The sequence below is a fragment of the Allobosea sp. 67-29 genome, from assembly GCF_001898115.1.
Taxonomy (GTDB): domain Bacteria; phylum Pseudomonadota; class Alphaproteobacteria; order Rhizobiales; family Beijerinckiaceae; genus Allobosea.
The window spans coordinates 21,291-43,251 of the sequence record NZ_MKSQ01000029.1 but is presented as its reverse complement, the minus strand read 5'-3'; the positions used below and the strand labels follow the sequence as shown (position 1 = coordinate 43,251).

Genomic DNA, 21,961 nt, shown 5'->3' with positions numbered 1-21,961 from the left:
ATATATATTCCGCGTTGACGAAATAATGGAATTATCATTTCATGCCGGCAAGCAGGCCCGATCGGCCTGAAGCATATCGCAGCCGGGAGGATCACATGACGGGACCGCTGAGCGGATCGACGCAGGCGCTCGACGTCATCACCATCGGCCGGGCCTCGGTCGATCTCTACGGCCAGCAGATCGGCTCGCGGCTGGAGGATGTCACCTCCTTCGCCAAGTCGGTCGGCGGCTGCCCGGCCAATATCGCGATCGGCACGGCCCGGCTCGGCCTGCGCTCGGCCCTGCTGACCCGCGTCGGCCACGAGCAGTTCGGCCGCTTCCTGCGCGAGCAGCTTGCCCGCGAGGGCGTGAACCTCGACGGGCTCAAGACCGATCCCGAGCGCCTGACCGCGCTCGCTATCCTCTCGGTCGAGAGCGACAAGTCCTTCCCGCTGCTATTCTACCGCGAGAACTGCGCCGACATGGCGCTGGAGGAAGGCGATATCGACCCCGCCTTCATCGCCAAGGCCCGCGCCGTCGTCGTCACCGGCACCCATTTCGCCCGCCCCGGCCCGGAAGCCGCGCAGCGCAAGGCGATGAAGCTGATGCGCGGCAACGGCGGCAAGGTCGTGCTCGATATCGACTACCGCCCCAATCTCTGGGGCCTCGCCGGGCATGATGCCGGCGACAACCGCTATATCGCCTCGCAGGCCGTCTCCGAGCGGATGAAGACGGTCCTGCCCGGCTGCGACCTGATCATCGGCACCGAGGAAGAGGTCCTGATCGCCTCGGGCGAGAGCGAATTGCTGCCGGCGCTGAAGACGATCCGCGCGCTGACGCCGGCCACCATCGTGCTCAAGCGCGGCCCGATGGGCTGCATCGTCTATGAGGGCGCGATTCCCGACGATCTCGAGGATGGCATCGTCGGCAAGGGCTTTCCGATCGAGGTCTATAACGTCCTAGGCGCCGGCGACGCCTTCATGTCCGGCTTCCTGCGCGGCTGGCTCGGCGGCGAGAGCCTGCAGACCGCCGCGACCTGGGCCAATGCCTGCGGCGCCTTCGCCGTCTCGCGCCTGCTCTGTTCGCCGGAAAGCCCGACCTTCGAGGAACTGCAGTTCTTCCTCAAGAACGGCAGCCCGCACCGCGCCCTGCGCAAGGATGCGGAGATCAACCACATCCACTGGGCGACGACGCGCCGCCGCGACGTGCCTTCGCTGATGGCGCTGGCCTGCGATCATCGCTCGCAACTGGAAGAACTCGCCGCAAAGACCGGCGCCGATCCCGCCCGCATCCGCGAGTTCAAGGTGCTGGCGGTGAAGGCCGCCGCCCGCGTCGCCGATGGCCGCCCGGGATACGGCATGCTGCTCGACGAGAAGCATGGCCGCGAGGCGATGTTCGAATTCGCCCGCCATCCCTTCGCCTGGCTCGGCCGCCCGGTCGAATTGCCGGGCTCGCGCCCGCTGCGCTTCGAAACGAGCCAGGATATCGGCTCGCTGCTGCCGGAATGGCCGGTCGATCACTGCATCAAGGCGCTCTGCTTCTACCACCCCGACGATCCGGAAGAATTGAAGCGCGAGCAGCAGGAGAAGCTGCGCGGCCTGTTCGAGGCGGCGCGCAAGGTCGGCCGCGAGTTGCTGATCGAGATCATCGCCGGCAAGAACGGACCGCTCGGCGCCGACACGATCTCACGTGCTCTCGAAGAGATCTACGTGCTCGGCATCAAGCCCGACTGGTGGAAGCTGGAGCCGCAATCCTCCCCCGCCGCCTGGGCCGCGATCGAGAACACCATCGCCAAGCACGATCCCTGGTGCCGCGGCGTGCTGCTGCTCGGGCTCGATGCCCCGGCCGAGGAACTGGAGGCCGGATTTGCCGCGACAGCCGGCTCGCCGATCGTCAAGGGCTTCGCCGTCGGCCGCACCATCTTCATGAGCGCGGCCGAAGGCTGGCTTGCCGGCAAGCTCGACGACGAGACGGCGATCGCCGACATGGCCAGGCGCTTCGAAGCACTGACCGGCCTCTGGCTTGCCACGCGCGGCCGGAAGGCGGCATAGCTTTCCGGCCTGGAGACCATCATGACCCGCACGATCCGCCTCACCATGGCGCAGGCGCTGACGCGCTATCTCGCTGCGCAGATGACCGAGATCGACGGGCAGCGCCTGCCGATCTTCGGCGGCGTCTGGGCGATCTTCGGCCATGGCAATGTCGCGGGCCTCGGCGAAGCGCTCTGGCATGAGCGCGAGCGCCTGCCGACCTTCCGCGCCCATAACGAGCAGGCCATGGCTCATGCCGCCATCGCCTATGCCAAGGCGAACATGCGCCGCCGCTTCATGGCCGCGACGACCTCGATCGGGCCCGGCGCGACCAATCTCGTCACCGCCGCGGCGCTCGCCCATGTCAACCGCCTGCCGGTGCTGCTGCTGCCGGGCGATGTTTTCGCCAATCGCATCCCCGACCCCGTCCTCCAGCAGGTCGAAGCTTTCGGCGATGGTACGGTCTCCGCGAATGACTGCTTCAAGCCCGTCTCGCGCTATTTCGACCGCATCACCCGGCCCGAGCAGATCATCCCGGCGCTGACCCGCGCGATGCAGGTGCTGACCGACCCGGCCGAATGCGGCCCGGTCACGCTCGCGCTCTGCCAGGACGTGCAGGCCGAGGCCTATGACTATCCCGAGAGCTTCTTCGCAGAACGCATCTGGACGCCGCGCCGTCCCCGCTCCGACCGTGACGAACTCAAGGCTGCTGCCGAGGCATTGAAGGCGGCAAAGAAGCCGTTGATCGTCGCCGGCGGCGGCGTGCTCTATTCCGGCGCCAGCGACGAACTCGCACGCTTCTCGGCTGCGACCGGCATTCCCGTCTGCGAGACGCAGGGCGGCAAATCCGCCCTGCCCGACGACGACGCACTCAACATGGCCGCAGTCGGCGTCACCGGCACGGAAGCCGCCAACCGGCTCGCCGCCGAAGCCGATCTCATCCTGGCCGTCGGCACCCGCCTGCAGGATTTCACCACCGGCTCCTGGGCGCTTTTCGGCGCTTCCCGGAAGACCGTCATCGGCCTCAACGTGCAGCCCTTCGACGCCGGCAAGCACCGCGCCTTGCCGGTTGTCGCCGATGCCCGCGAGGGTCTGGCCGAACTGACCGAGGCCATCGGCAATTGGAAGGCGCCGGAGAGCTGGACCGACAATGCCAAGGCCGGCAAGGCCGACTGGCAGAAGGAAGCCGGCAAGGCAACCGCCGCGACAAACGCCGCCCTGCCCTCGGATGCGCAGGTCATCGGCGCGGTCCAGCGCGCGCTGGGTTCGGACGTCATCCTGCTCCATGCCGCCGGCGGCCTGCCCGGCGAATTGCACAAACTGTGGCAGGCTGGAGCGCCGGGCTCCTACCACGCCGAATACGGCTTCTCCTGCATGGGCTACGAGATCGCCGGCGGCCTCGGCGCCAAGATGGCGCGGCCGGACAAGGAGGTCGTCGTCATGGTCGGCGACGGCTCCTACCTGATGCTGAATTCCGAGATCGCGACCTCGGTGATGCTGGGCCTCAAGCTCACCATCGTCCTGCTCGACAATCGCGGCTTCGGCTGCATCAACCGCCTGCAGAACGCGACCGGCGGCCAGAGTTTCAACAACCTGCTCAAGGACACCCGGCACGAGACCCTGCCGGAGATCGACTTCGTCCAGCACGCCGCCAGCATGGGCGCGATCGCGACGAAGGCCGCCTCGATCGCGGAGCTTGAAGCTGCGCTGGCGCAGACAAAGGCCAACACGCGCACGACCGTCGTCGTCATCGACACCGACCCGCTGATCTCGACCGGCGCCGGCGGCGCCTGGTGGGATGTCGCGGTGCCCGAAGTCAGCGAGCGCGAGCAGGTTCGCACGGCGCGGGCCGATTACGACGAACGACGCAAGCGTCAGACCATCGGCAACTAAGCCGTTCCCATAGGTGAGAAAGACCCGACACATGATCCGCATCGGCGCGAACCCCATCGGCTGGTCGAATGACGACATGCTGGAGATCGGCGGCGACATTCCGCTCGAAACCTGCCTGAAGGAGGCCCGCGAAGCCGGCTTCACCGGTATGGAGCTCGGCAACAAGTTCCCGCGCGAGGCGGGCAAGCTGAAGCCGATCCTAGACGCTCATGGCCATGCCCTGGTCTCGGGCTGGTATTCGACGGAACTGCTCGTCCGCGACGTCGCCGCCGAGATGGAGGCCGTGAAGGCGCATGCGACGCTGCTGCGCGACATGGGCTGCTCGGTTCTGATCGCCGCCGAGACCTCGAATGCGATCCACTCCGACATCACCAAACCGCTCTCGGCCCGGCCGGTGCTGCCGAAGAACCGCTGGGACGAATTCGGCACGCGCTACACTCATTTTGCCGAGGCGGTGAAGGCGGAATACGGCCTGCAGCTCGTCTACCACCACCATATGGGCACGGTGGTGCAGACCGAGGCAGAGATCGACCGCTTCATGGGTGTCACCGGCCCGGCCGTGGGCCTGCTTCTCGATACCGGCCATGCCACCTGGGGCGGCGGCGATCCCGCCCGCATCGCCCGGCACTGGAAGGCCCGCATCCACCATGTCCACTGCAAGGACATCCGCGAGGCCGTGATGTGGCGCTCGAACCGCGAGGACTGGTCCTTCCTCGAATCCGTGCTCGCCGGCGTCTACACCGTGCCGGGCGACGGCCTGATCGACTATGTCCGCGTGCTCCGGGAGTTGCAGGGCTATTCCGGCTGGATCGTGGTCGAGGCAGAGCAGGACCCGAAGAAGGCCGAGCCCGCGACCTATGCAAGGCTCGGCCACGCCAATCTCACTCGCTTCATCAAGGAAGCCGGGCTCGCTTGATCGCCAACGGGTAGGAAACAGCCGATGTCCCATCTCAAGGTCAAGCAGCAGGGCACGAGCGGCCGCGTCACCCATGTCACGCCGGAAAGCGCCGGCTGGACCTATGTTGGCTTCGACCTGCATCGGCTGAAGCCGGGCGAGACCGTCTCGGCCAGGACCGGCGACCGCGAGACCTGCCTCGTCTTCGTCACCGGCAAGGGCAAGGCAGCCGCCGCCGGCACGGATCTCGGCGAACTCGGCCAGCGCATGAGCCCCTTCGAGGGCAAGCCCTGGTCAGTCTACGTCCCGCAGGATTCGGACTGGTCGGTCACCGCGACGACCGATCTCGAACTCGCGGTCTGCACGGCCCCCGGCCTCAAGGGCGGCCTGCCCGTCCGGGTCATCAGCCCGGACGATCTCGGCCAGGAGATCCGCGGCAAGGGCTCCAACACCCGCCACGTCACCAATATCCTGCCGGAGAACGAGCCCGCGGATTCGTTGCTCGTCGTTGAGGTCATCACCCCGGCCGGCAACACCTCGAGCTACCCCCCGCACAAGCACGACCGGGACGACCTGCCGCGCGAATCCCATCTGGAAGAGACCTATTATCACCGTCTCAATCCGCCGCAGGGTTTTGGCTTCCAGCGCGTCTACACCGATGACCGCAGCCTGGACGAGGCGATGGCGATCGAGGACGGCGACGTCGTGCTGGTTCCCAAGGGCTATCACCCCTGCGCCACCTGCCACGGCTACGATCTCTATTATCTCAATGTCATGGCCGGTCCGAAGCGGACCTGGAAGTTCCACAATGCCGCCGAGCACGAGTGGCTGTTGAAGAGCTGAGCAAGCGACTCCGCCGCTCCTTCGAACGAAGGATGCCCGGACGCTGCTTTACCGGCTCCATCGGTCGGCGCGACTCTCGCGCGCGAACGAGCCAGGGGAGTGCTCGCGTGTCCGGCGATCTAGCCCGGATTGCACTTGTAGACGGTGCCGGTGGTCTTGCCGCCGGCCCATTTGATGTCGGCGATATCGGAGAAGACATGCGTGCCGCCCATCTCCGCGCCACGGATCTTGAGCCGCGACAGTGCCATCTCGCGATTCTTGTCCGTCGGCACGATCGCTCCGAATCCGGAGGCGCCGTCGATCTCGCCGAGCTTCTGGCAGTTCTCGACGACGCCCTGGGTATTGGTCACCACAACGACGCTGCTGCGCGAGGTCTGGTAGGCGCAGGCGCCGAGCAGGAGCGCGGGGAGGAGGATCAGGAAACGCGGCTTCATCGTCACGGCCGGGCGGTCTCTCGCGGAAGTGTCGAACACATGATCCGCCGCTTTCGCACAAAAGCAACCCCGGCGTCATTCGGGAAACGCATTGTCGGCCGGAATGCCAAGTCTCCCGGCGCTAAGACCTTGCGAATGTCTGCAGCGATCCGCGACTCGACACAATTGCCGTAAATCAGCCGTGCGAACTTAACTCAAACCCGACACTCATTCTTGACCTGCCCACACGGCTGCTCTTAAGTCCCGGCAGGCCAATGGGAGGCTGCAAAGGAACGAATATGCGTAGCATTCTGATCGTAGGGGCCATGGCCGCTCTTCTCGCCGGTTGCCAGACCGCCCAGGAGTCGATGGCCGACGCCGAAGTCACGTGCGAGTCGCAGGGCTTCCGCCCCGGCACCCGCGCTTATCAGCAGTGCCGCTCGGCCAACTATGTCGAGAACCGTCGCGCCTCGAACGAGGCCGGCTCCGCCGTCGCCGCCGGAGTGGCAGCCGGTGTCATCGGCGGCGCCATCGCCGCCAGCGCCGACCGCCACTACTATCGTGGCTACGGCTATTACGGCCCGCGCCGCTACTGGTGGTGAGCTGAACGCCGCTCTCTTGCAAGCGGCCTTCCTCTCGACAAGAACAGCCCTGCGGCCTGCCGCAGGGCTTTTTTGTTCCCCGCCTCAGCGCTTGCCGGTGCGGCGGCGGGACGGCGTCGAAGCATTCTCGGCGCGGCCCGACGAGGCGCTCAGCAGCGAGCCGATGAGATAGACGGCGATGCCCGCGCCGATCAGCGCTGCCACCGGCTCGCGCTCGGCCCGCTTGACCAGCATGCGCCCGCCGAGATCGGCATAGTCGCGGGCCCGTGCGGCGTAGTTGGCTGCATAGTCGCTGGCGCGGTCGGCATACTCCTCGGCATCGCCGCGATGGCTGCGCAGCCACTTACTGCCGGCCCGCATCGCGCGGTCGCCGGTGTCCGCAGCGCTCGAGCCATAGTCCTGAAGCCAGCTGCGCCAGCGCCCGTAATCGGGCTGGTACCGCTCCCACCGCGACGCGGGCGCGCTGCTGCGCATGGCCGCCCAGGCGATCAGGCCGACGCTGATCGCGCCGAGACCGAAGGCCGCGAGCGGATGCCGTTCGACGGCATTGGCGACGGCCTGTCCGCCCTGGCGCGCGGTTTCGAGGGGGTCGGCCTCGCTCACGGCCTCTTTCGCGCGGGCATACTGGTCCTTCACGGCCTCGCTGGCCTTGTCGGCCATGTCGCTCGCCTTGGCGCGCAGGCTGCGCACCGTCGCTCCGACCTCCTCGCGCGCCTCTTCGGCATCCGTTGGCACGTCGGGCGGGAAGCTGTTGCTGATCGCCATCGGGGATACTCCGTTTCTGAACAGGGTCCTGGCCAGTGAACCGGCGATCGCGGCGCGGGTTCCCATCGCCACCCGAAAATGGCCGCCCGAAACGCCTTGTCATCGATGCGGAATGTTTCGGCCATCACCGCGACAAGATTGGATGCGAGGTCTGCATCAACAGGGGCATCAAACGAGAAGGAGACGCTTATGCAGGTTCAGCACCTCCAGATCGCGCATCCCTCGATCCTCTCCGATCCCGAATGGATCGCGCTCGAGAGCATCGAGGAGGAAACCCAGCATTTCATCTTCGACGAGACGATGCTTCACGCGCTGAAGGATCGCGGCCTCGTCGAATCCGACGGCGCGATCTGGCGGGTCACCGAGACCGGCCAGCGCCGGCTGAGCGAGCGGAGCTGATCCGCACTCCTCGGCCGCGTCCCTCTTGCAGGCGCGCTTCGTCGAACTGACCGATCCTTGCAACGGCGCTGGAAATCCTCCGGCGCCGTTGCCATGTGGCAGGCAGCAATCCCGAAGCCCCTCCCGTCTGCGGAACGCCATGGCCAAGCCTGTCTCGATCACCATTTCCCACGACCTCGGGCGCGATGCCGCGCTCGCCCGTCTGCGCGGCGGCATCGACCGCATCCGCGATCGGCTCGGAATGGTCCGCATGCAGCTCGTGGAGGAGCGCTGGGAGGGCGACAGCCTGCATTTCGGCGTCGCGGCACTGGGCCACACCGTGCGTGGGCGGGTCGATGTCGAGGATGCGCTGGTACGCGTCGAGGTCACGCTGCCCTGGATGCTCGCCGTCTTCGCCGAGAAGCTGAAGGTCGGCGTCGAGAAGCAGGGCCAGGTCCTGCTGGAGAAGCCGAAACCCTGACCCACAGGCACGCCGCCGGGCCGGGAGCGAAAAATCGGCGCCCCCTGCACAAAAGATCTACGCCTTTCGGTTGAAAACGCCGCGGCGAACCCCCATCCTGCAAACCATTCCACCAGCTTGATTTTTAGCGCTCGGATTTCGGGAGACCCATGCATCACGGCCCGCTGATCGCCATCATCGTCGCGGGCCTCGGCCTTGCTTTCATCTTCGGGGCCATCGCCCAGAAACTGCGCATATCCCCGCTGGTGGGCTATCTTCTCGCAGGTGTCGCCGCCGGCCCCTTCACCCCGGGTTTCGTCGGCGACCAGAATCTCGCCAATGAACTGGCCGAGATCGGCGTCATCCTGCTCATGTTCGGCGTCGGGCTGCACTTCTCCCTCAAGGAACTCCTGTCGGTCAAAGCCATCGCCGTGCCCGGCGCCATCGTCCAGATCGCGGTCGCGACGGGGCTTGGCCTCGGCCTCGCCCTGCTGCTGGGCTGGAGCTGGATTGCCGGTATCGTCTTCGGCCTCGCGCTGTCGGTGGCCAGCACAGTCGTGCTGCTGCGCGCTCTGCAGGAACGGCGGCTCGTGCAGACGGACAAGGGCAAGATCGCCGTCGGCTGGCTCATCGTCGAGGATCTCGCCATGGTGCTGGCCCTGGTCGCGATCCCGGCCGTCGCCAGCGCGATCTCCGGCGGCCAGCCCGGCGCCGCCTCCCCGCTCGCCGCGCAGTTCGACCTCGGGCTCTGGGGTGTCCTCGGCATCACCGTCGCCAAGGTGGCCGCCTTCATCGCCTTCATGCTGATCGTCGGGCGCCGGATCATTCCCTGGGCCCTGCACTGGGTCGCCCATACCGGCTCGCGCGAGCTGTTTCGCCTTGCGGTGCTGGCGGTCGCCCTCGGCGTCGCCTTCCTCTCGGCGACGCTGTTCGGCGTGTCCTTCGCGCTCGGCGCCTTCTTCGCCGGCATGATCCTTTCGGAGTCGCCGCTCTCGCAGCGCGCTGCCGAGGAGACCTTGCCGCTGCGGGACGCCTTCGCCGTGCTGTTCTTCGTCTCCGTGGGCATGCTGTTCGACCCGGGCATCCTGGTGCGGGCGCCGGGCGCGCTCATCGGCACGCTCGCCATCATCCTGATCGGCAAGTCCGTCGCCGCCTGGCTGATCGTGCGAGCCTTCGGCCGCTCGAACACGGTCGCGCTCACCATCTCGGCCTCGCTGGCCCAGATCGGCGAGTTCTCCTTCATCCTCGCCGGGCTGGGTGTGAGCCTGGGCATCCTCCCGGCTCAGGGGCGCGACCTGATCCTGGCCGGCGCCATCCTCTCGATCCTGTTCAACCCCGTGATGTTCGCGCTCGCCGAACGCCTCAAGCCGGCTGACGCCGCCGCCACCAGGTCGAAGCCGGAGCGAGCCGCGACGGTCGAAGCGCCGGCAGCCGCACCCGTCGCCACGGAAGCGGCCGCCCCGCCGCATGGCGAGCCGGAGCGCGATATCCAGGCGACGACCCTGTCGAACCACATCGTCGTGGTCGGCTATGGCCGCGTGGGCAGCCTGCTCGGCGCCGGCCTGCTGGCGCAAGGCGCGAAATTGCTGGTGATCGAGGACAACCCCGAAGCGGTCGAGACCGCGAAGCGCGACGGCGCCGAGCTTCTCATTGGCAACGCGGCCGATCCGGAAGTGCTTGCCGCGGCCGCAGTCGGCCGCGCGACACGGCTTTTCGTCGCCATTCCCGGCAGCTTCGAGGCCGGCCAGGTCTGCGAGCAGGCCCGCGCCGAGAACCCGGCCCTGCCGATCGTCGCCCGCGCCCATTCGGACGCGGAGGTCGAGCACCTGAGCAGATGCGGAGCCACGCTGACGATCATGGGCGAGGCCGAGATCGCCCGGGCGATGCTGTCGCTCTGCGGCGGGCTCGGCGCAAGGCCGCAGCCGGAAGCCGGCGGCGAGCCGGCGAAGGCGCCGGAGCCGCAATCCGGGCCGGGGCCGAGCACGCAGACCGCCGACGAAACGCAGCCTCGGACGCAACCGCCGCCGGCGGCTGACACCCCGACAGCCGCATAGCGGCGCGGGCGAGCCGCCCTTGCGCCCAGTCCGGGATCGATCAGCCGACCAGCTCGAAGCGGATGTCCTGAGCCCCTTCCCACAGGGTCTTGCGACCCAGCGTGTAGAGGTTCTCGAGCCCGGAGGTGAGCGTGATGAAGTGATTGCCCGAGAGCACGCCGGCCTTGCTGGCGAACTGCACGCCGCCATAGGCGAGCAGAATCTCGGTCTCGCTGACCCCGCCCGGATAGAGGATGATGTGGCCAGGCGCCGGGTAGGCGGTGTTGTTCTCGTAGCCGACGCCGAAATCGAGGTCGCCGAGCGGCATCCAGACACCCTCGCCGCTCCAGCGGACATGGACGATCTTGCTGACGAACGGCATGTGCCGGAGGAAGGCGGCGCAGGTCTTCGGAGCCGCCTCGAACTCGAACTTCCCCTCGAAGCTGTACGGGCCGGCGGTGATGACCAGTTTCTGCATGGGATGATCGTCTTTCTGAAAAGGAAGCCTGAGGTCGCGGTGATGCATCGCGCGCCAGCTTGGCGCAAGCGGCGCCGCCGGAACAAGTGCGAAGCTGAAACGGGAAGAATCGGCGGCGGGCCATGGTTCCCGCCCGCCGCAGCTCTCAGGTTATCGCGTCCTTCAGGTCGAGCGTCGCCGTCTTGCCGATGGCGTCGTAGTTGCGCTTCAGCCAGCGCTTCGCCGCGGTGCGGCCCATATCCCTGAGCCGCAGCAGGAAATCCCATTCCGCGTTCATGCGCGAAGACGAGGTCAGCTCGGCCAGCGGCGGCCCGCCATCGATGCGGTGCATCAACACGCGCTTGTAGTCCTCGCGCTTCAGCTTACCGTCGTCGACCAGGCGGTTGACGAAATCGATGGCGCGCAATTCGCGCAGCAGCGAGGCGTTGAAGGTGATCTCGTTCAGCCGGTCCTGGATCTCGCGTGCCTTGGTCGGCAGTTCCCGCCGCTGGATCGGGTTGATCTGCACGAGCAGGATATCGTCGCAATGGGCCTCGTAGAACAGCGGAAACAGGGCGGGATTGCCCATGTACCCGCCGTCCCAATAAGCCTCGCCATCGATCTCGACCGCCTGGAACACCATCGGCAGGCAGGCCGACGCCATCACGTGGTCGGCGGTCAGGTCCTTGCGCTCGAACACCGCGATCTTGCCCGTCCGCACGTTCGTGGCGGCGATGAAGAGCTTGACCGCGTCATGCGCCCGGACCTTCGCGAAATCGATCAGGTCGGCCACGACGCCGCGCAGCGGGTTGATGTTGAGCGGGTTGACGTCGTAGGGGCTCGCCACCTTCGAGAACATCTCGAAGAAGAGCATGCCCGGGGGCGTGCCGTTGGTGTTGCCCCAGGCGCCGAGCATCGTGTCGATCAGCGAGCGCTCCGAGCCGCCATACTTGCCGTCGACGCTGATCGCGCGCCAGAACGCCTCGAGCTTGGCGCGCGCGCCGTCGGCCCCGCCGTCGATCCAGCCCTCCGCGACCACGACGGCATTCATCGCCCCGGCGCTGGTGCCGGTCAGCGCCTCGATGCCGAGGCGCCCGTCCTCGAGGATGACGTCGAGCACGCCCCAGGTGAAGGCGCCGTGAGCGCCCCCGCCCTGGAGTGCGAGCGAGATCGTCTTTTCCGCCTTCGGCCCCGCCAGCCCCCTGACCGGCTCGGGGCGGCGGCTCTGGCGGCCGCTCACGCCGCGGTCCAGCCGCCATCCATCGGCAGCGTCGCGCCGGTGATCGACTTCGCCCCGTCGGTGCAGAGGAAGACGGCGAGCGCTGCGACCTGCTCCACCGTGACGAACTCCTTGGTCGGCTGTGCGTCGAGGAGCACGTCGTTGATGACCTGATCGCGGGTCAGGCCGCGCGCCTTCATCGTGTCGGGAATCTGCTTCTCGACCAGCGGCGTCCAGACATAGCCCGGCGCGATGGCGTTGACGGTGATGCCCTTGGTCGCGACTTCCAGCGCCACCGTCTTGGTCAGGCCTGCGATGCCGTGCTTGGCGGCGACGTAGGCGCTCTTGAACGGCGATGCGACGAAGGCATGGGCGGATGCGGTGTTGATGATGCGGCCCCAGCCCTTCTCCTTCATCTTCGGCAGCGCCGCGCGGATGGTGTGGAAGGCGGAGGACAGGTTGATCGCGATGATCTGGTCCCATTTCTCGATCGGGAACTCGTCGATCGGCGAGACGAACTGGATACCGGCGTTGTTGATCAGGATGTCGATGGCGCCGAAGGCCTTCTCGCCCTCGGCGATGAAGCCGGCGATCTCGGCGGGCTTGGTCATGTCGGCCGGCGAGAACACGACCTTGACCCCGAATTCCTGCTCGAGATCGGCGCGCAGCTTCTCGGCATCGGCCGGCGCCATGATGCCGTTGATGACGAGGTTGGCGCCTTCCTTGGCCAGTGCGCGGGCGTAGGCGAGGCCGATGCCGGAGGTCGAGCCGGTTATGGCGGCGGTACGGTCTTTGAGAAACATGAGCGTCAAGGCTCCTGACAATCGGGGAGAAAATGCTTAGGTTCGGGTCCGAACAAGGCAATGCACCGACAGGATATCGCCGCACGTTGCCCGATGAGTCTTCGCAACGCAACATGACGAAAATGCAGCCGAACGCGCACCATCACGGCGACCATGACCATACGTCGCACGGACATGGCGAGGGTCCCTGCCGCCATGCGACGGATCATCGCGCGCAGGCGGCGCAGGCCCTTGCCCGCGCCGAGCGGATCTGCCGCGAGCGCGGCCTGCGCCTCACGCCGATCCGGCGCAAGGCGCTGGAGGCGCTTCATGCCGATCATCGGCCCGTGGGAGCCTATGACCTCGCGGACCGCATTTCACCGGCGGGCGGGCGCCGGCTCGCGCCGATCTCGATCTACCGGGCGCTCGACTTCCTCGTCGAGCAGGGCTTCGTCCACCGCCTGTCGTCGCGCAACGCCTATGTCGCCTGCCTGCACGGCCATGGCGCCGACGAGGTCGTCGCCTTCCTGATCTGCGAGGTCTGCGGCGGCGTCGACGAGGATTCCTCGCCCGCGATGAAGAAAGCGGTATCGGCGATCGCCGAGACGCGGCAATTCGCGCCGTCGCACCAGATGGTCGAGATCGTCGGCCGCTGCGAGCATTGCCGCGGCGTCGCTCCGTGATAGAGCAATCCGCATGAACGAGCGCGCCTTCTCCAGCCTCACCCCCGAGCATGCCGGCCCGCTGGCGCGCCAGCTCACCGTCCCGGTCAAGGTCGGCCATGTCACCGTCGGCGGCGGCGCGCCCATCGTCGTCCAGTCGATGACCAACACGGACACCGCCGACATTGCCGCGACGGTCGCGCAGGTCGCAGCGCTCGCCCGCCAGGGCTCCGAGCTCGTCCGCATCACCGTCGACCGCGACGAGGCGGCCGCTGCGGTGCCGAAGATCCGTGAGCGCCTCGATCGCATCGGCATCGACGTGCCGCTGGTCGGCGACTTCCACTATATCGGCCACAAGCTGCTCGCCGACCATCCGGCCTGCGCCGAGGCGCTGGCCAAGTACCGGATCAACCCCGGCAATGTCGGCTTCAAGGACAAGAAGGACAAGCAGTTCGCCCAGATCGTCGAGATGGCGATCAAGCACGGCAAACCGGTGCGTATCGGCGCCAACTGGGGCTCGCTCGACCAGGAGCTGCTGACGGCGCTGATGGACGAGAACGCCCGCTCAGCCCGGCCGCTCGACGCCCGCGCCATCATGCGGGAGGCCATGGTCCAGTCCGCCCTGCTCTCGGCCGAGCGCGCCGAGGAGCTCGGCCTCGGCCGCGAATACATCATCCTCTCCGCCAAGGTCTCCGGCGTGCAGGACCTGATCACGGTCTACCGCATGCTGGCGAGCCGCGCGAACTACGCCATCCATCTCGGCCTGACCGAGGCCGGCATGGGCTCGAAGGGCATCGTCGCCTCCTCGGCCGCGCTCGGCATCCTCCTGCAGGAAGGCATCGGCGACACCATCCGCTTCTCGCTGACCCCCGAGCCAGGCGGCGACCGCACGCTCGAGGTCAAGACGGCGCAGGAACTGCTCCAGACCATGGGCTTCCGCGCCTTCGTGCCGCTCGTCGCCGCCTGCCCCGGCTGCGGCCGCACTACCTCGACCGTTTTCCAGGAGCTGGCCCGGGATATCCAGAGCTGGATTTCCAGCTCCATGCCCGAATGGAAGACAGTCTATCCCGGCGTCGAGACGCTCAACGTCGCAGTGATGGGCTGCATCGTGAACGGTCCCGGCGAGTCGAAGCATGCCGATATCGGCATCTCGCTGCCGGGCACGGGCGAGGCCCCGACGGCCCCCGTCTTCGTCGACGGCAAGAAGGTCGCGACCCTGCGGGGCGCCGGAATCGCGGAGGAGTTCAAGGGCATGGTAGCCGAGTATGTGACGCGCCGCTTCGGCGCCGGGCGCGGCGCGGCGAGTTGACCATCCCTTTGCCTGTCGTCCGCATTATGCTAGAGGCCCCGGCCTTGCGCTGCACTGCAGCACGCGCGGAGATCCCGAATGGGGCATGAACAAACGGGTCTTTCGACCGTCAGGCCGGAAGATTCGCGTTTCGGTCTGGACGACGGCAACGGCAGCGCCGGCGGGCACGGCCACGGCAAGCATGGCTTCGCCGCGCTGGCGCTCGGCGCGCTCGGCGTCGTCTATGGCGACATCGGCACGAGCCCGCTCTACGCGCTGCGCGAGACCATCCTCGCCGCGACGGGTGGCGTCGAGAACGCCTCTGTGCCTCCGACCGTGGTCATCGGCGTCCTCTCGCTGATTCTCTGGTCGCTCGTCATCGTGGTGACGCTGAAATATGTCGTTCTCTTGATGCGGGCCGACAATAACGGCGAAGGCGGCATCCTGACGCTCGTCGCCCTGGCCCAGCGCGCGCTCGGCCGCAATCGCAGCCGCCTCGCCCTGCTGCTCGGCATGATCGGCGCCGGGCTGTTCTATGGCGACACGGTCATCACGCCGGCCATCTCCGTCCTCTCGGCGGTCGAGGGCGTCAAGCTCGTCACCCCGGTGCTCGACGACTACATCCTCTGGCTCGCCTCGGCGATCCTGATCGGTCTCTTCCTCGTCCAGAGCCACGGCACGCAGAAGGTCGCGGCCTTTTTCGGCCCGATCATGCTCATCTGGTTCGCGACGCTGGCTGGGCTCGGCATCTACCACATCGCCGACGATCTCAGCGTCTTCCGCTCGATCAACCCCTATTACGCCCTGCTCTTCTTCCATGATCATGCCGGCGTCTCGCTGGCGGTTCTCGGCTCGGTCTGCCTCGCCGTGACCGGGGCCGAGGCGCTCTATGGCGACATGGGCCATTTCGGCCGCGGCCCCATTCGCGGCGCCTGGCTCTATGTCGTCTTCCCGGCGTTGTGGCTCAACTATCTCGGCCAGGGCGCGCTGATCCTGTCTGACCCGAGCGCCATCGACAACCCGTTCTACAAGCTCGCGCCGCAAGGCTTCCTGCTGCCCTTCGTCATCCTCGCGACGGTCGCCACCATCATCGCGAGCCAGGCCGTGATCACCGGCGCCTTCTCGTTGACGCGCCAGGCCATCCAGCTCGGCCTGCTGCCGCGCATGGACATCCGCCACACCTCGGAGCAGACCTCGGGCCAGATCTATGTGCCGCGCGTCAATCACATGCTGCTCGTCGTCGTGCTGATCCTGGTCTGGTCGTTCCGCAATTCGTCGAGCCTGTCCCACGCCTACGGCATCTCGGTCTTCGGCACGATGGTGGTGTCCTCGCTGCTCGCCGCGATCGTGATCCGCCGCCACTGGGGCTGGGGCCTGCCCGCCACGGTCGCGATCATCCTGCCGTTCCTGGCGGTCGACCTCGCCTTCTTCTCGGCCAACATGCTGAAGCTGTTCCATGGCGGCTATGTGCCGGTGCTTTTGGCCATGGCGCTGGTGCTGGTGATGTGGACCTGGATGCGCGGCACCAAGATCCTGTTCGACAAGACCCGCAAGACCGACGTGCCGCTGCTCGAGCTCGTCGCGATGCTCTCCAAGAGCCCGCCCGCGCGCGTCAAGGGCATGGCGGTCTTCCTCACCAGCGATCCGGAGACGGCGCCGGCCTCGCTGCTGCACAACCTCAAGCACAACAAGGTCCTGCACGAGCGCAATGTCATCCTGACCGTGCGCTCCGCCGACACGCCACGCGTTGCCGAGGAGGAGCGCGTGCGCCTCTCCCGCATCACCGACGATTTCTGGCGGGTCGACCTCGTCTATGGCTACATGGAAAGCCCGAACGTGCCGAAGGGGCTCGCCATGCTGCGCAAGCAGGGCTTCAAGTTTGACATCATGTCGACCTCGTTCTTCCTGTCGCGCCGCTCGATCAAGCCTTCGCCGCAGTCGGGCATGCCGGTCTGGCAGGACAACCTGTTCATCAGCCTGACCAAGAGCGCGACCGACGCGACCAACTTCTTCCAGATCCCGACCGGCCGCGTCGTCGAGGTGGGAACGCAGGTCACGGTCTGAGAGACTCCGATCGTTGTCGCGAATGAGCTCGCGTCGGAGACTGCTCGCCAAGTCGCTGTGGTCAGCCGAATGGCGGAGTTTTTCGAGAACCGGAGCGGAGCGTACTGCCGTATGTGAGCACCGGAAGCGCAGAACAGCGCCGTCAGTCGGCCGCCGCGGTAGACCTGGCGAGGAATCTCTCAGTCCAGCCGCACCGAGCTCGCCTCTTCCGGCACATGCCGCACCCGCTCGCGATAGAGCAGATACAGGCCGGAGGCGATGACGATGCCGCCGCCGGCCAGGGTCCAGCGGTCGGGCCACTGCCCGAAGACGAGCCAGCCCATCAGCACCATCCAGGCGAGCTGGGAGTACATGAACGGCGCCAGCACCGTCGCCGGCGCCAGCCGGTGCGCCAGGATCAGCATCCAGTGGCCGACCGCGCCGAAGAACCCGGTGGCGAACAGCGACGCCCAGGCAACGGGGTTCTGTGGCGCCGACCAGACGAAAGGCAAGACGGGCAGCAGCGCGAGCGTGCCGGCGAGCCCCGAATAGACCATCGTTGTCTCGGAGGAATCGGACCCGGCCAGCATCCGCGTCGAGAGCACGTAGAAGGCGTAGCAGAAGCAGCCGAGCACCGAGAGCAGCGCCGCCGGGTGCATCCCGCCGATGCCGGGACGCGTCACCACCAGCACGCCCAGGAAGCCGATGCCGATCGCGACCAGGCGGCGCGGCCCCGGCCACTCGCCCAGCAGCGGGCCGGAGGCGAGTGCGACCAGGAACGGCCCCGCGAACATGATCGAGATCGTCTCGGCCAACTGGAGATAGCGCAGGGCGAAGAAGTTCAGCACGGTCGAGCCGAGCAGCATCAGCGAGCGGAAGAACTGCAGCCAGGGCCGCTTCGTCCTCAGGACGCCGGGATGGCTCCAGGGATTGATCAGGAAGGAGACCAGCAGCACGCTGACGCCGTAGCGCCCGAAGCTCACCATCAGCGGATCCATGCCGTTGAGGCCGAGCCATTTGGCGTTGGTGTCGAGCAGGGCGAAACAGAGCACGGCCGCGCACATCAGCCCGATGGCCGTCAGCCGCGCGCGGCGCGCCTCGTCGAGAGAAGGGGAAGGCGCAGGCAAGCCGCCTCGCTATGCTCTGAGCGAATGATGCGAGCAGATTTAACCGATTTGACCGGCCCTGCCAGCACGGAGACGCATGCGTTCCATGCGTCAATCAGGCGTCGCTATCGGCCTCTTCGCCGTCGATCTCCGGGTCGTCATGGTCGGCGCCGGCTTTGGAGAGCCCCTTGGCAGCCTTGCGCAGCAGCTTCCGCAACTGCTTGCGTTCCTTGCCGTCGAGCTTGTCGAGCAGTTCCTCCTCGACATCGTTCCAGACCGCATCGAGCTCCGCCGCGGTCTTCTGCCCGGCCTCGGTCAGCGCGACCTGGACCAGCCGGCCGTCACGGTTGCCGCCTTCGCGGGTCACCAGCCCCTGCAACGAGAGTCTGCCGATGGTCTTGGAGACGGTCGGCGGCTTGACCCGGAGCAGCGAGGCGAGCTCGCCCATCGTCATCGGGGCGGGCTGGAGCGCCTTCAGCGCCTGTTCCTGGCCGGGGAAGAGGCCGAGCCCGTTCAACCGTTCGCCCATCCGCGAGCGATGGAGCCTTGCCGTGACCAGCAGGGCGCGACCGACACTTTTCTCGAGAGCCTTGGTCATGGGGCCGTCCTTCGGGCGAATCCTTGCGCGGATAAGGAAGACGCTTCGCCGGCTGCCTATTCGCCTGCGAACATGACAGACAGATGACAATGCGATGTCGGTCCTAAAAGACTGCGACTTTGGCCGCGACTTTTTGCAGGAAAGCGGCACGGCTCTCCGGCGTCGCGCGGTTCATGTCGTAATGCGCCAGATAAAGCGTCCGCGCCAGGGGATGGCAGACCGCGCGCAGCGCCCGGCGAACCAGCCGTCGCGGCGGATCTCCCATCAGGAAAGCGGTCCAGCGCGAGGCCCCGTAAGTCGTCACGGCAGCGAGCTTGCGGATGTTGCCGAGCGCCGGCGTGACCTTGCCGCCGGCGAGATCGAAGGAGACGCCGGGCAGGAAGACGCGGTCGAAAAACCCCTTCAGCATGGCCGGGTAGCCGAAATTCCAGACCGGGAAGCACAGCACCAGCGCTTCGGCGCGCTTCACACGCTCGACATAGCCGGCAACCGGCAATGTGTTGCTGGCCGTATCGTGATAACCGCGCCTTTCCTCCCGGCTCAGCAACGGGTCGAAGCCCTCGGCATAGAGATCGCAATCGTCGACCTCGTGCCCTGCCGCCTTCAGGCTGGCGATCACCGTCGCATGGACGGCGGCGCCGAAGCTTTCCGGCACAGGATGAGCATAAAGGACAAGGACCCGCATGGTGTTTAGCCGACGCCGGCTTCGGCGAGACTGCGGAACAGGAAGGTCTTGCCGGAGCGGTAATCGTAGCTCGGATCCTCCCAGGCGATCATCTTGCCGGGGTTGAGCAGACCCTGCGGGTCGGCCTCGCGCTTGAAGGCGAGCTGCGTCTCGTCGGTCTGCTTCATGCCGCCCTCCTCCAGCGTGTAGCGATGCGGATTGAAGATCGGCGCGCCCATCTCCTCGTGGATCGTCATGATCTCCTCCAGCCGCTCCTCCGTGGTGAAGCGCACCAGCGGCAGGCCGAAACAGGTGATCTTGCCGTCGAAGCGCACGAATTCGAGATGGCAGGTCACCTCGTCGCCGAAGCGGGCATGGATCTTGTCCACCAGATCGACCTGGTTGGGGAAGGGATAGAGCACCTGCAGATAGGTGATCGCCGGGTCGACGCGCAAAGCCCTGAGCGTCGTGTGGTTCCAGCCGAGCTCGTAGGCCGGCGGCAGGCCCTTGGCGTCCTCCGGCGAGAGCTTGTCGGTGCGCAGCAGCAGCTCCGCGCCCTTGAAGCGCCGCGCATAGGCGCAGAGCGCGTCGACCGCGAAATCTGCGGCCATGACGATGACGAGATGGCTGTCGCGCGGCAGGAACTTGCGGTGGCGCAGGAAGTAGTCATGCGGCGCGGGCGCAGCGACGACGCAGAGGTTCTTGAGCGCGAGCCCGTCCTGCTCGCCGACCGCATTGGCGAACTCGGTCGCGGCGCGCAGATTCTCGAAGCCAACGATGACGTCGACCCAGTCATAGGCCGGGCCGAGCGGCATCTCGACCTCGGTGATGATGCCGTTGGTGCCATAGGCATGGGCGACCTTGTGCAAATCCTCGTCGGAGAATTCGAGGATGCGCGGGTTTGCCTCCATCGTCGCGACCTTGAGCCGGATGATGTTGCCCCAGTCGCGCAGGCCACCCCATTTGATCGAGCCGACGCCGCCCGAACCGCCGGCGATGAAGCCGCCGATCGAGGCCGTCTGGTAGGTCGAGGGGTGCAGACGCAATTCCTGCCGCGAATGCGCGCGCGTCTCGTCGTCGATCCGGGCCATGATCGCGCCGGGCTCGGCGACATAACGGCCGGCAGCGATCTCCTTGACCTTGTTGAAGCCCGAGAGGTCGAGCAGCACGCCGCCTGACAACGGCATGGCCTGACCGTAATTGCCGGTGCCAGTGCCGCGTGGCGTCACGGGAATGCCGAGCTCGTGGCAGGCGGCGAGCACCTGAACCACCTCCGTCTCGCTCACCGGCGAGATCACGATATCGGCGACGACATGGTCGAGCTGGCGCTTGAGCACCGGCGAATACCAGAAAAAGTCGCGGCTCTTCTGCTTCACCAGCGCGGGGTTCTCCTCCGTGCGGATGCCCACGAGACGGGTCTTCAGCGCGGCGATGTCGTAGCGGGTCGTCATGATGCTTGGCCCATCAGATGGTCGAGTTCGCGATAGTCCGGCAAGGTCCGGTCGACCGCCCGCCCCGAAACCAGCACCGTGCGATCGGCCTGCGGCCGGGAGAAGAGTTCGGTCCAGCCGCGCGCCCGCGTCAGGATGAGATCGGCCGGCGCGGCCACCGCGATGACGCCGGCCTTGACACCCATCGCCTGCGCCGGCGTCCGGGCCACCGCGTTGGCCCAATCGAGCCCGGAATGGTCGAGCTGGAGAATGCGCGTGCCCTCGCGCAGCACCTCGACGAGATCGAGGTCGCCATAAGCGTAGAACGGATCGCGCGTATTGTCGGAGGCGATCATCACCGGCACGCCGGCGGCCTTCAGTTCATGCAGCGCCGCGACGCCGCGCCAGCGCGGCGTGCGGCCTTGCTGCCGGTCTTGCAGGTACATGTTGCACAGCGGCAGCGAGACCACGGCGATGCCTGCCTCGCGCACCTTGGCGATGATCCGCGCCTCGTCCTCCGGCGCCTGCAGGGCGAGCGAACAGCAATGTCCGCAGAGGATTCTGCCCTCAAAGCGATGGCGCAGAGCCGCATCCGCGATGTGCTCCAGCGAGCGTGCCGCAGGGTCGTTGGTCTCGTCGACATGGAAATCGAGGTCGAAGCCGTTCTCGATCGCCGCCCGGAAGAGAATGTCGAGAGCCCGGTCGAGCTCCGGGATCATGTAGGTGACGCAGCCGAGCAGGCCGTCGCCATGAGCCTTCACAGCAGCGACGATCGCCTGCATATGCGATGGATCGAGCGCAGCATCGGCCCCGAACAGCGGCGAAGCCTGAAGCGCGATGCGCCCGGCCCATTCGGAGCGCAGCTCGGCATAGACCGGCCAGGAAATCCCGATCTGCTTGCCCAGCGAGTCGAGATGAGTCCGTATCGCCGCGGTACCATGGGCAAAGGCGGTACGCAGGGAGAAATCCATTCGAGCCCGCACATCTTCAGCCGACCAGTTCGCCTCGCGATCGGCCCCGACGGTCTTCAGCGCGCCGGGAAAAGTACCGTCCGGATTGGGGCTGCGTGGCCAGATATGGCCCTTGTCGAGATGGGTGTGGCAGTCGACCAGCCGCGGCAGCGCGATGCCACCGTCGAGATCGAGTGTCGGTCCCGCTCCGGCAGCCATGACGCCGATCGGCGCGATCGTTTCGATCCGGCCATCCGCGATGGTGAGATCGATGCGCGCCAGCCCGTTGCGATCGGCCGCGATATCGCCGTCGATCAGGCAGGCGGGAACGCGCAGATCGGCGAGACGGAAGGCGGGCGCATCGGGCAAGCGAGCGAAACCGGTCGTCACGTGTCCGTTCCCTTCCTGCCAGGCCACCCCTCGCTCCGTCGATACCGGGCGGTCCCGAGGCCCGCAAGCCGCGCGGGCGGG

At 67.0% G+C, this 21,961-nt stretch carries 21 protein-coding genes; 11 read left to right on the top strand and 10 right to left on the bottom strand.

Annotated features, from left to right (window positions below):
• Positions 1 to 95: 95 nt before the first annotated feature.
• The 4 genes from BGO20_RS22960 to iolB are packed head-to-tail and all read left to right on the top strand — an operon-like array spanning position 96 to position 5,640.
• Positions 96 to 2,030, top strand: a complete 1,935-nt coding sequence (locus BGO20_RS22960) for a bifunctional 5-dehydro-2-deoxygluconokinase/5-dehydro-2-deoxyphosphogluconate aldolase (protein ID WP_291664246.1) — start codon at positions 96 to 98, stop codon at positions 2,028 to 2,030.
• Positions 2,031 to 2,051: 21 nt separating this feature from the next.
• Positions 2,052 to 3,902, top strand: a complete 1,851-nt coding sequence (iolD, locus tag BGO20_RS22955; protein WP_291664245.1) for a 3D-(3,5/4)-trihydroxycyclohexane-1,2-dione acylhydrolase (decyclizing) — start codon at positions 2,052 to 2,054, stop codon at positions 3,900 to 3,902.
• 31 nt (positions 3,903 to 3,933) lie between these two features.
• Entirely contained in the window at positions 3,934 to 4,818 is an 885-nt protein-coding gene (gene iolE, locus BGO20_RS22950; protein ID WP_291664244.1) for a myo-inosose-2 dehydratase, read from the top strand.
• A 24-nt stretch (positions 4,819 to 4,842) separates the two neighbouring features.
• On the top strand, positions 4,843 to 5,640 hold the full coding sequence (gene iolB, locus BGO20_RS22945) for a 5-deoxy-glucuronate isomerase (protein WP_291664243.1): 798 nt from the start codon (positions 4,843 to 4,845) through the stop codon (positions 5,638 to 5,640).
• 119 nt (positions 5,641 to 5,759) lie between these two features.
• On the opposite strand, the gene BGO20_RS22940 is transcribed toward iolB, so the two are convergent.
• Positions 5,760 to 6,080, bottom strand: coding sequence for a DUF4156 domain-containing protein (locus BGO20_RS22940; RefSeq protein WP_465246071.1), 321 nt, complete (start codon positions 6,078 to 6,080; stop codon positions 5,760 to 5,762).
• A 272-nt stretch (positions 6,081 to 6,352) separates the two neighbouring features.
• Between BGO20_RS22940 and BGO20_RS22935 the strand changes: the two genes are divergently transcribed.
• Positions 6,353 to 6,655 (top strand): hypothetical protein, encoded by a 303-nt coding sequence (locus BGO20_RS22935; RefSeq protein ID WP_291664242.1) that lies wholly within the window; start codon positions 6,353 to 6,355, stop codon positions 6,653 to 6,655.
• A gap of 84 nt (positions 6,656 to 6,739) precedes the next feature.
• Here BGO20_RS22935 and BGO20_RS22930 read toward each other — a convergent pair whose 3' ends face one another.
• Positions 6,740 to 7,420 (bottom strand): hypothetical protein, encoded by a 681-nt coding sequence (locus BGO20_RS22930; protein ID WP_291664241.1) that lies wholly within the window; start codon positions 7,418 to 7,420, stop codon positions 6,740 to 6,742.
• A gap of 189 nt (positions 7,421 to 7,609) precedes the next feature.
• Here BGO20_RS22930 and BGO20_RS22925 point away from each other — a divergent pair, with 189 nt between their 5' ends.
• The 3 genes from BGO20_RS22925 to BGO20_RS22915 all read left to right on the top strand — a co-directional run bounded on the left by BGO20_RS22925 (position 7,610) and on the right by BGO20_RS22915 (position 10,312).
• Entirely contained in the window at positions 7,610 to 7,819 is a 210-nt protein-coding gene (locus BGO20_RS22925; RefSeq protein ID WP_291664240.1) for a hypothetical protein, read from the top strand.
• A gap of 139 nt (positions 7,820 to 7,958) precedes the next feature.
• Positions 7,959 to 8,279 carry a polyhydroxyalkanoic acid system family protein gene (locus BGO20_RS22920; RefSeq protein WP_291664239.1) on the top strand — a complete coding sequence of 107 codons (321 nt, stop codon included), beginning with the start codon at positions 7,959 to 7,961 and terminating at the stop codon, positions 8,277 to 8,279.
• A 149-nt stretch (positions 8,280 to 8,428) separates the two neighbouring features.
• Entirely contained in the window at positions 8,429 to 10,312 is a 1,884-nt protein-coding gene (locus BGO20_RS22915; RefSeq protein WP_291664238.1) for a cation:proton antiporter domain-containing protein, read from the top strand.
• 40 nt (positions 10,313 to 10,352) lie between these two features.
• Here the strand turns inward: BGO20_RS22915 and BGO20_RS22910 are convergent, their stop codons facing one another.
• The 3 genes from BGO20_RS22910 to BGO20_RS22900 all read right to left on the bottom strand — a co-directional run bounded on the left by BGO20_RS22910 (position 10,353) and on the right by BGO20_RS22900 (position 12,770).
• Entirely contained in the window at positions 10,353 to 10,769 is a 417-nt protein-coding gene (locus tag BGO20_RS22910) for a DUF3830 family protein (protein WP_291664237.1), read from the bottom strand.
• Positions 10,770 to 10,914: 145 nt separating this feature from the next.
• Positions 10,915 to 11,988, bottom strand: coding sequence for a patatin-like phospholipase family protein (locus BGO20_RS22905; protein ID WP_291664236.1), 1,074 nt, complete (start codon positions 11,986 to 11,988; stop codon positions 10,915 to 10,917).
• A complete protein-coding gene (locus BGO20_RS22900; RefSeq protein ID WP_291664235.1) occupies positions 11,985 to 12,770 on the bottom strand; it encodes a 3-hydroxybutyrate dehydrogenase in 786 nt (261 codons plus the stop codon). The genes BGO20_RS22905 and BGO20_RS22900 overlap by 4 nt, the downstream gene beginning before the upstream one ends.
• Before the next feature lie 113 nt (positions 12,771 to 12,883).
• Between BGO20_RS22900 and BGO20_RS22895 the strand changes: the two genes are divergently transcribed.
• From BGO20_RS22895 to BGO20_RS22885, 3 genes are all read left to right on the top strand, one after another.
• Positions 12,884 to 13,432 (top strand): Fur family transcriptional regulator, encoded by a 549-nt coding sequence (locus BGO20_RS22895; RefSeq protein WP_291664234.1) that lies wholly within the window; start codon positions 12,884 to 12,886, stop codon positions 13,430 to 13,432.
• A gap of 13 nt (positions 13,433 to 13,445) precedes the next feature.
• Complete coding sequence (gene ispG, locus BGO20_RS22890; RefSeq protein ID WP_291664233.1) at positions 13,446 to 14,720, top strand: flavodoxin-dependent (E)-4-hydroxy-3-methylbut-2-enyl-diphosphate synthase; 1,275 nt, start codon at positions 13,446 to 13,448, stop codon at positions 14,718 to 14,720.
• A 78-nt stretch (positions 14,721 to 14,798) separates the two neighbouring features.
• Positions 14,799 to 16,763, top strand: a complete 1,965-nt coding sequence (locus tag BGO20_RS22885) for a potassium transporter Kup (protein WP_291664232.1) — start codon at positions 14,799 to 14,801, stop codon at positions 16,761 to 16,763.
• 179 nt (positions 16,764 to 16,942) lie between these two features.
• On the opposite strand, the gene BGO20_RS22880 is transcribed toward BGO20_RS22885, so the two are convergent.
• From BGO20_RS22880 to BGO20_RS22860, 5 genes are all read right to left on the bottom strand, one after another.
• A complete protein-coding gene (locus BGO20_RS22880; RefSeq protein WP_291664231.1) occupies positions 16,943 to 17,869 on the bottom strand; it encodes a DMT family transporter in 927 nt (308 codons plus the stop codon).
• Positions 17,870 to 17,963: 94 nt separating this feature from the next.
• Entirely contained in the window at positions 17,964 to 18,446 is a 483-nt protein-coding gene (locus tag BGO20_RS22875) for a MarR family winged helix-turn-helix transcriptional regulator (protein WP_089174105.1), read from the bottom strand.
• A gap of 103 nt (positions 18,447 to 18,549) precedes the next feature.
• Positions 18,550 to 19,131 (bottom strand): NAD(P)H-dependent oxidoreductase, encoded by a 582-nt coding sequence (locus BGO20_RS22870; RefSeq protein WP_291664230.1) that lies wholly within the window; start codon positions 19,129 to 19,131, stop codon positions 18,550 to 18,552.
• Between the two features lie 5 nt (positions 19,132 to 19,136).
• Positions 19,137 to 20,561, bottom strand: a complete 1,425-nt coding sequence (locus BGO20_RS22865) for an FAD-binding oxidoreductase (RefSeq protein ID WP_291664229.1) — start codon at positions 20,559 to 20,561, stop codon at positions 19,137 to 19,139.
• On the bottom strand, positions 20,558 to 21,880 hold the full coding sequence (locus tag BGO20_RS22860; RefSeq protein WP_291664228.1) for a cytosine deaminase: 1,323 nt from the start codon (positions 21,878 to 21,880) through the stop codon (positions 20,558 to 20,560). The genes BGO20_RS22865 and BGO20_RS22860 overlap by 4 nt, the downstream gene beginning before the upstream one ends.
• Positions 21,881 to 21,961: the final 81 nt, after the last annotated feature.